Source organism: Epilithonimonas hominis (genome assembly GCF_003730015.1).
Taxonomy (GTDB): Bacteria; Bacteroidota; Bacteroidia; order Flavobacteriales; family Weeksellaceae; genus Epilithonimonas; species Epilithonimonas hominis.
The window spans coordinates 1-11,170 of record NZ_RJTU01000038.1; the positions used below are offsets into that span (position 1 = coordinate 1).

Here is an 11,170-nt window from a genome sequence, read left to right on the forward strand (position 1 = left end):
AATCTGATGTCAATTTTCAGGCTGTTTGTTCTTCAAGAAAAAACGCAGAAAACATTATCTACACTACGATATAGAACCTTTGCTATTGGAGCTTATTTTGAAAAAGTAGGTGACACACTCAAACTGAAGATTGCACTCACCAAAAAACGCAGAAAATGGTTCGTCGGAATTTGGGATTACCCCATAGACTTATCTCAAAAAATTTCAACTGCGTGATTTGGGTTAAAAGCACATTGGTTTGCTAGCCCTAAAACGTACTATTTCATATTTCGTAAAAATTTATTATGTTCATGGTTAGGAATTTTTGGTATATTCGTAAATAATTGATAGTTATTTTAGTGGAATGGATTTTGTAATCTTAGATACAAATATTCCTACTAATGAAAAAAAAACAGTTAACTAACAATTCTAAGGTCCAACAAATTCAGGATCATACAACTGACAATTCTGATCAGACACTATCAACCAATCAAGGATTAAAAATCAACAACAATCAGGACTCTCTCAAAGCTGGAGAGCGAGGTCCGAGCTTATTGGAAGATTTTATTCTGAGAGAAAAAATCACCCATTTTGACCACGAAAGGATTCCTGAACGAATAGTTCACGCAAGAGGTTCCGGCGCACACGGCGTTTTCAAATTGACGCAAAGTCTGGAAAAATATACTAAAGCAAAATTTCTGACAGAAGTAGGAAAAGATGTTCCCGTTTTCGTAAGATTTTCTACAGTTGCAGGAAGCCGTGGAAGCACCGATTTGGCTAGAGATGTTAGAGGATTTGCAGTTAAGTTCTATACCGATGAAGGTAATTATGATTTGGTAGGGAATAATATGCCCGTATTTTTCATTCAGGACGCGATGAAGTTTCCTGATCTCGTACACGCTGTAAAACCAGAACCGGATAATGAGATTCCACAAGCAGCTTCTGCGCATGATACATTTTGGGACTTTATTTCATTAATGCCTGAAAGTATGCATATGATTATGTGGTTGATGAGTGACAGAGCCATTCCAAGAAGTTATAGAATGATGGAAGGTTTTGGGGTTCATTCTTTCAAATTCATTAATAATGAAGGTGATGTTCATTTCGTTAAATTCCATTTCAAACCGAAGTTGGGCGTTAATTCCGTAGCCTGGGACGAGGCAACAAAGATCTCAGGAAAAGACCCGGATTTTCATAGAAGAGATTTATGGGAAGCCATCGAAAATGGCGCATTTCCAGAATGGGAATTTGGCGTGCAGCTGATTCCTGAGGAGAATGAAAACGATTACGATTTTGATTTGCTTGACCCAACGAAATTAGTTCCTGAAGAATTGGTTCCTGTTCAAATCATCGGTACATTAACACTCAATAGAAATCCCGACAATTTCTTTGCAGAAACGGAGCAGATTGCTTTTCATCCGGGACATTTGGTTCCAGGGATTGATTTCAGTAATGATCCATTATTGCAGGGCCGATTATTTTCTTACACCGATACACAATTGTCAAGATTAGGGTCACCTAATTTCCACGAAATTCCAATCAATAAATCAATCAATACTGTTCACAACAATCAACGAGATGGACATATGCGCCAACAAATCGTCAAAGGAAAAGTCAGTTATGAACCCAATTCTATTGGTGGCGGATGTCCTTTCCAAGCTATGATGAAAGATGGCGGATTCACATCTCATTCAGAGCGAGTGGACGGAACCAAAGTTCGTGCAAGAAGCCAAAGTTTCGTTGATCATTATTCTCAAGCCAAATTATTCTACAACAGTCAATCTGAGCCAGAAAAAACACACTTGCAAAAAGCATTGATTTTCGAATTGTCAAAAGTGACCATTCCTGAGATCAGAGAAAGATTGGTGGGGCAGTTATCATTCATCAACAAAGATTTGGCTTCAGTTGTTGCGAAGAAAGTTGGAGTAGATGTGGTGAAACTGAAACAGCCCAATGGCAGTATTCCTGCAGATGCTGATCCCAAAAGCCTACAAAGTAAAGAAACTGAACCAAGCATAGCTGAATCGAAAGCTTTGAGTATGAAAAATACAGCAAAAGATTCCATAGAAAGCAGAGTGATTGGTTTTATAATGGAAGATGGAGTGAATGCAACCGACGTTCGGATGTTAAAATCAAAATTGGAAAAGAAAGGCGCAGAGGTACAGATCATCGCTGGAAGCCTCGCACCAGTTACTGCTGATGACGGAACCGTTTTCATTCCAAAACATTCTTTAACCAGTACAGCAAGTGTATGTTTTGATGCTTTGTATCTGTGCAGCGGAAAAGGTTCTGTCGATATTCTTATGAATGTCGAAAATAAACCAGGTACAATTCATTTTGTGAATGAGGCATATAAGCATTGTAAATCCATCTATTTTGGTAAAGAAACAGAAGCCATTTACAAAGCAAGTCATGTGGCAACAAAAACCCACAACGATCCTGCGATTGTCAATTCAGAAATTAAAAATGCAGATGAATTATTCATCAAAGCCATTGCGAATCACCGCGTCTGGGAATTGGAAGTTGAAAGAAATAATCCAGCCTAAAATCATATCAAATCATCAAAAAATATTAAAGTTATGAAAGCAGCAGTTTTTCACGCACCGGGTAAAATTACATGTGACACAGTAGAAGATCCAATCATAGAAGATCAAAACGATATTATTCTCAAAGTGACATCCACAGCCATTTGTGGTAGTGATTTGCATATGTACTCAGGAGGAATGCCTCAGCTTAAACCAATGGTTATGGGACACGAGTTTATGGGAATCGTGGAAGAAGTAGGACCGAATATTTCGCATCTTCAAAGAGGGGATAGAGTAGTTGTGCCTTTCCCAATTGCCTGTGGGGGATGTTTCTTCTGCGAGCACGATTTACCGGGAGCTTGCGAAAACAGCAATCCGGATCACTATGGTCCTGAAGGCGGAATCTTAACCGAAAAAGGAGGAGGAATGTTTGGCTACACCGATTTGTATGGCGGTTATAACGGAGGACAGGCGCAGTATGTCCGCGTGCCTTATGCTAATTTCGGTCCTAGAAAAGTACCAGATATTCTGACAGATGAACAAGTTCTTTTCCTGACTGATATTTTCCCAACGGGCTACACGGGTGTAATGTGGGGCGAATTGAAAGGTGGTGAGTCTGTTGCAATTTTCGGTGCAGGTCCAGTAGGTTCTATGGCGGTAAAGAGTGCTATTCTTCATAATGCAGGAAAAGTAATTGTCATCGATACATTGCAATATAGATTGGATCAAATTAAAAAACTGACAGGCTGCGAAACCATTCTTTGGCAGGATGCAGAACAGACTGTGGAGCAGATTAGAGATATGACAGAAGGTAGAGGTGCCGATCTTTGTATCGATGCGGTTGGATTTGAACCTGAAAGAAATTTATTGGATAAAGCTAAAGCTGTTCTGAATTTTGAGAAAGGCTCTATTAAAGTTTTAGAAGCCTGTATGAGTGGTGTTCGCCGTGGAGGAATAGTTTCAGTTCTGGGCGTTTATCCAGTTAATTATGATAATTTTAAAGTCGGTCAAATTTTTGACAAAGGAATTACGTTGAAAGCAGGGCAGTCTCCAGTCCACGCCATTGTGGACAAATTGCTAAAATATGTAGAAACTGGTCAAGTAAGATTAGATGATATCATTACACACAGATTGTCTCTGGACGAAGTGGCAAAAGGTTATGAAATATTTCACAAGAAAGAAGATAATTGTGTCAAAGTTGTTTTAGACCCTTGGAAATAGCAAACAATTAATTTAGAAAAAACTGGAGATTTAATAATCTCCAGTTTTTTCATTTCAACAAATTATCTTATTATTCAAAATTAATAAGACAATATTTAATTTTAATATTTGTGATTTAGAACATTCACCTATGGTCGTATAAAAACAATTTAAAAAATCTTTTATATCGTAAATGATAATACGTTTCACATAAAATCACAGATATGAAAATTTAAATTCTTGTAAGTGGCCCCTTATTAATTTTCGGACGACGACATTTGTCATAATCTAATTTAATGTCTAAAAATCCATACGATTCTATAACAGGAACGCGATCTTTAGTAGTAAGCAATGCAGAGTGCAAAAAAATATAGGAGATTAAGCTTTATCAAGTAGTAAAAAAGGCCGTTACCGAGACAGTGTCCCCTGGCTAATTTCCCCCATTTGAAGAAAAAGGTACTACTACTGAGCAGTATGCGAAAAATCTATATATTTATGCAGTTCAAAACCACCCGTGGATGAACATCTTTTTATCAGCCTCTAGGTAAAAACGGTTACATATAAAAAAGACATGTCTCACAATATCGAGAGAGGTAAAGTTTGTATGTGGCCGATGTGAATCTCATCTGGTGCATATTTTTGATGATGATCCTAAACCTATAGGAAAATGATTTTGTATGAATTCGGTCTGTCTCGGTTTTGTTCCCAATTAAAAAAACGAATAGAAAATAATTCATGAAGAGTTATATAAAGAGATTACCAGAAGTGATATGTGATTTTGCTTCATTTTCGATATTATTAAGAAAAACGAAAATTTTTCCATTTTGAAACAGCAGTCTATATTATTGTCTCATAATACTCTCGAACATGTAGCCCCACATTTCGATTTGCCATCATTGAAAATCACTTTTCTGAATTTTGATAAATGAATTTCTGACTAGATCTTACGAAAAGCATTTTGATTATTTCCTCTGTCACCGTAGTCTTTTGAACGGAATGACTGCAGATTCCTTATAAAAGATCACAAAACTTTGAATAAAAGGTATAAAAGACTTTTGGGAAATGCTAATAAATTATTCCATAAGTTGTTCGGTTGTTGATTCATTTATTACTTTTTAAAGAGAAATAAATTAATTTTTATTACTTTATATAATTAACCTTACCAATTTGGCTTAAATCATTAATATTTTATTTCGATTAAAAATATTAATTTTACTCAAGTATTCTTAAAAAAATTATACTTGACTTTAATTATTCATAAAAAACTTTTCTATCTCCATGAAAGTTTTTAAGAAGTAGAAATCATTAAATTTTTGTCCTTCTAAAAACTTATTTTAATACTGATCAGTGCTCGATCTTTAACAACTATATTTTTTTGAATTTAAAAAATCTTATCGGTACTCCGAAGAAGTAGTGATTTTAATTGCTGTTCAATGTTCAATTTTACCTCATTAAAAGTTGATCAACTGTTCAAAATATTAACATCAAACAATTACTACAATGAATATCGAGAGAACAGAATTTATAGCATGGATGGAACGGATCATGGAACGATTCGACCTAGTCAAGGAACATATCATATCAAAACAATCCAAGTACATCGAGATCGACGGGGAACAGCTGCTCGACAACCAGGATGTATTGCAACTGCTGAAGATCAGTTCGAGGTCCTTGCAGCGTTACCGCACTGACAAAAAGCTGCCGTATTATACCATCAGCGGCAAGCTTTATTACAAGCTTTCGGATGTCCACCAGCTCATCAGGAACAGCCTGAATTCAAAGATCAAGTAAAGCCAAACAAAGCCAAATCATTCGGAAAGATTCCCTATTGAAATTACCGGGCGGGCTTCCAGGTATCTTCCGTCCATAAAAAATGATAAAATAGTGAGTGATGGAAGATAACCAGCCCACTAATACCAATGAAATCAAGCCTGCAACGGATACGCTTTTGGTCCTGAACATCCACAACAACACGATAGAGATGGTCAGGGGAATCGATAAAGAAGGCAACCTGCAAACAGTAGAAAGAAAATGAACAGCTTATCAGGGTCGATAAGCACGGCGATCTGTTCTCCAACTTCTTTTCCAACTTTTACCGGCAACTTAAAAACCCGACGCATTTCAACTTCTTCAAAGTTTCGGAATATGATGCGGTCGATATTGCCAAAGACCTTCAGCAGTATGTTAACCAGGCATCTCCTGAAGAGAAAGAACAACTCAAAGAATATGAGATTTTACCTAAAAATACCAACCCATTAAAAAATCAGAAAACAATGGAAAACAACACAGACAACCAGGAATACCGTTTCCAGCCGGAGCAGATCGACTGGAAAACAATGGAAAAATTCGGGCTTACCCGGGAAAAGCTTGAAAAGATGAATGCCCTAGATCCTCTGCTCAGAGGCTACAAGACCAATACTTTGATTCCTATCACCATTAACCTCGGCGCTGCCGTCAGCAAAATGGACGTCCGGCTATCCCTACAGGAAGGGGATACAGGCGACATCGGCATTAAGCTTCACGGCATCCGCAGGGAACCCAATCTTAACCTCAAATTCTTAGGCCACGAGTTCAGTGAAGAAGACAAAAAGAACCTTATGGAAAACGGCAATATGGGAAGAGTCGTTGATCTGGTCAATCCCAAGACCGATGAGATCATTCCATCCGTGATCAGCCGTGACCGCCTTACCAATGAACTGGTGGCTTACAGGGCAGAGTATATGAAAATCCCAGACGAGATCAAAGGAATTAAATTGGACGAGCACCAGAAACAGACCCTTTTAGAAGGCAAGCCACTCTATCTCGAAGGCATGACTTCTACCAAAGGCGCTACCTTCGATGCTACTGTGCAATTCAATGCCTATAAGCGCTATATTGAATTCATATTCGACAACAATCAAAAGCAGCAGCATAGCCAGTCTCAAAAAGAAAGCAATCCGCAAAACCAAAAGCAAAATAAAAACAGCGAACCCCCAAGGATTTTCAGAGACAAAGAACTGGATGACAAACAGTATGAAAAATTCAAGGCAGGGGAGACGGTCTATATCAGCGGTCTTGTTGACAGCAAAGGCAAAGAATACCAGGGCTACATAACTTTTAACAAAGAGACTGCGAAAACTGACTTCTCATTTACCAACCCCAACAAGCTCAGGGAAAAAACCCAGCCATCAGAAGCTCATAAAACACAGACGGCTGTTAACACCGATGGTAAAACCAATGAAGCGACCAAAAACATCAAAGAACCGCTTCAATCCAAACAGCAGGAAGCTGCCAACAATCAGCAGAAGGAACAGCAGAAAAAACCAGCCAGATCTAGAGGAAGAAAAATGTAATGGAATCCCTTTCCATTCACAATCTTCGACTTGCCAAGCATAAATCAACCATAACAACAACCATCAAATCCAAAACTATGAAAGCCATCATTGCAGAAAAACCTAGTGTTGCCAGAGAAATCGCCCAAATTCTCAAAGCCAACAATAAAAAAGACGGCTATTTTGAAGGAAACGGCTACTGCGTGACCTGGGCATTAGGTCATTTACTATCATTGGGAATGCCGGAAGATTATGGCATCAGAGGCTTTAAAAAAGCCTCTCTGCCTATCTTTCCCATTCCCTTTATCCTCACTCCAAGAAAGACAAAGCAAAACCTATCAAAAAACTACCAGCCAGACCCCTGTGTCTTAAAGCAGCTAAAGATCATTAAAAATGTCATTAGTCAATGCACAAGCATTATTGCTGCAACCGATGCAGGAAGGGAAGGCGAGCTGATCTTCCGATATATCTATGACTACCTCCAATGCAAAAAACCATTTGAAAGACTATGGATCAGTTCACTGACCGAAAAAGCCATACAGGAAGGCTTTAAAAACCTTAAGCCCGGTTCAGATTTCGATGGTCTTTATGAAGCAGCAAAAGCCAGAAACGAAGCCGACTGGCTGGTCGGAATTAATGCTACACGGGCATTAAGCATTGCAGAGAACAACGATGTCTACTCCTTAGGCAGGGTTCAGACCCCAACATTAGCATTGATCTGCAAAAGATTCCAGGAGAACAAAAATTTTAAACAAAAAAAATATTGGCAGATCCAGTTACAGCACCGTAAAGATTATTTAAATTTCAGCAGTCTTTCCAATCAGCAATGGGAAGACAAAAAAAAGGCAGAGCAGGTTTTAAAATCTATAGAGCGGGAGGGGAGAGCTACAGTAGAAGATGTGTTTATCAGCACCATCAAAGAACAATCCCCACTACTTTTTGATCTAACAGAACTTCAGAAGGAAGCCAACAGAAAACTCGGATTATCAGCAGATGAAGTTTTACAGACTGCCCAAAGTCTCTATGAAAAAAAGTTCATCACCTATCCCCGAACCGGAAGCAAATATATTCCCGAAGACCTCTGGCCGGAAATCCCTGAACTCATAAGAATACTCCATCAAACTGACCCATTTAAGCCAGCGATATCAACACTCAAGTTCGGAAATTTCAACAAACGTATTGTCAATGATCTCAAGGTCACAGACCACCACGGTCTTTTACCTACTACCAAAATCCCATCCGCTTTGGCCGCCAGTGAAAAAGCTATTTACCATATGATCGTGTACCGCCTGATTGAATCATTATCAGAGCACTGCTCCAAAGAAGTCAGCCACATCATTATCAAAGTCCATCAATACGAATTCAGCATCCGAGGCTCCAAGATACTGCACAAAGGCTGGCGAGCCATCAAAGGCCTATTGTCTGATGAAGCGAGCCCAGACCAAGATAATAAAAGCAAGAATAATAGCAACAATAACGAGACACAAGAACCCCAACTCATTGAACTTCCGGAATTCAAAAAAGACGATGAGCTTAAAATCTCATCCACAGAACTGAAGGAAAAACTGACCAGCCCCCCCTAAACTCTATACTGAAGCAGACCTGTTATCTGCTATGGAAAATGCAGGCAGACAAATAGAGGACCAAGAACAGCAAAAAGTTTTAGCAAACATTGGTATTGGTACTCCCGCTACACGAGCCTCCATCATTGAAACCTTGATCACAAGAAATTACGTTACCAGAAAAAGCAAAACACTGATCCCAACCTACAAAGGCGGAAAGGTTTATGATCTTATCAAAGACCAAAAAATAGCCAATGTCCGGATGACCGCAGAGTGGGAGATGGCACTCCATCAGATTGAAAACAGAGAACTCAATGCAATCCAGTTCATCAGCGACATCAAAAACTACACGAAGGAAATCACCCAAGAACTGCTATCACTCAACATTCCTCAAGAAAATGTCCCAGAACTCAAATGTCCCAATTGCCAGCAGCATAATCTCATTATCAAATACAAAATAGTCAAATGCCCGGATGAGCAATGTCAATGGATCTTATTCAGAATAATATGCGGCGTACAACTCAGCGTCGATCATATCACTTCCCTCATAACAACAGGAAAAACACCGCTCATCAAAAATATGAAAAGCAAAAACGGGAAAAAGTTTAAAGCTTGCTTAAGTCTCAAAGATGATTTTACAGTATTATTTGAGTTTGATAATAATTAGGATGATATAATGAGTCGCAGCATTATTATCCATTATTAATAAAACTCTTAAATTGTTAATTTATATACTTTTGCAATTTTATTTTTGCTATATTTACTACTATTACAGGCTTAACAGTAAAGACCCCAAAAACTAATAACTTCTTTCTATGAGTAAAAAATCTCATCTAAAATTTTTGAGTGAAAAACAGTTATCTGAAATTACAGATTTCAAGTACAATTATGGCTTCGATAGTAATAATGGGGAAAAAGATAATACTCCTAAAAACTATTTTATGTTAGCCTCAGTATTACGTCGCAATTTGCAGAAATTTGAACGTGATATTATTAAAAAATATAAAGAGAGGGATCATCAATTGGAGATTCCAATTGATATTGATTACGTCGAAATAAGTTTTCAGGGTCTTTTCGAAATAAAAAAGTATTTCTCAATTTACTATAATGATTATGGTCTAGAAGGTGTTGCTTTTTACGATTTTGCTAAAAGGGGCTTATTTGCTGTGGCCAATAAAGAAAAATTTCAAAATTTTATCAATGACGTTATCAATTTCACCCAAAATGAAATTGATAAAAAGTCCGTTAAATATTCTGCTAATATTAAATATATCTCGAATTTTAAGCTTTTAAGAGCACATGATATTCTAAAATTTTCTATGGAACATTTAGGAGAAATAGTTTATTTATCTCTAATAGATCTACCATTAGATAGCAAATTAAAGTATGGAATTTTAGATACACTGTTTAATTATCTTGTCAAGAATAATATTCATTACAACTATGATGTTGAAAATGATAGAATTGAATTACGTGATATTACTCCTGATCAAATACAAATAATAGTTTCAAATTTTGATATTATTGAAAGCGCTACTTGTTCTGCTTTTACCACAGTAAAACCAGGAGGTTTTAATACAGTTCGACGTGAATTCGGTTTTGAAATATCGAATGCCGCAGAAGATTTGCCCGTGGTGGGTATTATTGATACTGGAATTTCACAAGATAGCGCATTAGCTACAATATTGTTAAATGATGATACATTTACTCTTGCCGGTAGCCCTCTTGTAGACCAGGCTGGTCGACGTGGATTAGGGCATGGTACTGCAGTGGGTGGATTAGTCGCCTTAGGTAAACTAAATCACAGAAATAATTTTGAAGGAGAAATCAAAGCCGATGCAAAATTACTATCCATAAAAATTAGTGATAGTGGTAACGGATTTATATCTGAGCTGAAACTTTTGGAAATGCTTTATTCAGTTAAATCTAAGTATCCTTATATTAGACTCTTTACTTTAACTACTTGCTATAGCTGTCATATGAGTACGAACGAAGCATTTTCTGACTATACATATGCACTTGATAAATTTGCATATGAAACTAACAGTCTAATTTTTATATGTACTGGTAACAACGAAGATTGTATTGCAGAAAACTCCAACTATGATCTAGAATACTTCAATAATGAACACACTAACTTGTCGACTCCAGCAGATAGTCTCAATAATTTTGTAGTTGGTGCTTCAGCTGATAATATAAAAGATGGAGCATTTGTAGGTATTGCATCAGGACGTGAGTTTCCTGCGCTATATACCAGAAAGGGTCATGTTGATCTTTCAGCTATATATAATTTGAAGAAAAATAATCAGAACTACTTTAGGCCTGATGTTATTGAAAGTGGTGGAGACATGGGATATTATGATGAAAATACTTTAGATTGGGTAGATGAACCAGCACTAACACTACTTTCAGCTAAATCAAATATTGGAGTCATGCAAGATGTTGGTACAAGCTTTGCCGCACCATTAACTGCAAATCTAGCTGCTAGGTTAATAAAGAACTATCCGCATCTTAATAACGAAAGTATTAAAGCTTTAATTAGTCGTTCCTTAACAAAACCCACTATTTAATTTAAATGACTACTTGATATTAT

The 11,170-nt window shown here is 37.4% G+C and carries 6 protein-coding genes and 2 pseudogenes; all 8 read left to right on the top strand.

The window, feature by feature from the left end:
• Window positions 1-216 (top strand): annotated as a pseudogene (locus EGH73_RS05780) (IS1380 family transposase); the annotation flags it as partial.
• A gap of 164 nt (window positions 217-380) precedes the next feature.
• Entirely contained in the window at window positions 381-2,525 is a 2,145-nt protein-coding gene (locus EGH73_RS05785) for a catalase (protein WP_123281068.1), read from the top strand.
• 33 nt (window positions 2,526-2,558) lie between these two features.
• Window positions 2,559-3,725 carry a zinc-dependent alcohol dehydrogenase gene (locus EGH73_RS05790; protein WP_123281069.1) on the top strand — a complete coding sequence of 389 codons (1,167 nt, stop codon included), beginning with the start codon at window positions 2,559-2,561 and terminating at the stop codon, window positions 3,723-3,725.
• A gap of 1,479 nt (window positions 3,726-5,204) precedes the next feature.
• Entirely contained in the window at window positions 5,205-5,495 is a 291-nt protein-coding gene (locus EGH73_RS05795) for a helix-turn-helix domain-containing protein (protein ID WP_123281070.1), read from the top strand.
• Between the two features lie 100 nt (window positions 5,496-5,595).
• Window positions 5,596-5,739, top strand: a complete 144-nt coding sequence (locus tag EGH73_RS14335; protein ID WP_317124639.1) for a hypothetical protein — start codon at window positions 5,596-5,598, stop codon at window positions 5,737-5,739.
• Window positions 5,740-5,977: 238 nt separating this feature from the next.
• A complete protein-coding gene (locus tag EGH73_RS05800; RefSeq protein WP_317124640.1) occupies window positions 5,978-7,036 on the top strand; it encodes a DUF3945 domain-containing protein in 1,059 nt (352 codons plus the stop codon).
• Between the two features lie 77 nt (window positions 7,037-7,113).
• Window positions 7,114-9,244 (top strand): annotated as a pseudogene (locus tag EGH73_RS05805) (DNA topoisomerase 3).
• Between the two features lie 148 nt (window positions 9,245-9,392).
• A complete protein-coding gene (locus EGH73_RS05810; protein ID WP_123281071.1) occupies window positions 9,393-11,147 on the top strand; it encodes a S8 family peptidase in 1,755 nt (584 codons plus the stop codon).
• Window positions 11,148-11,170 lie beyond the last annotated feature (23 nt).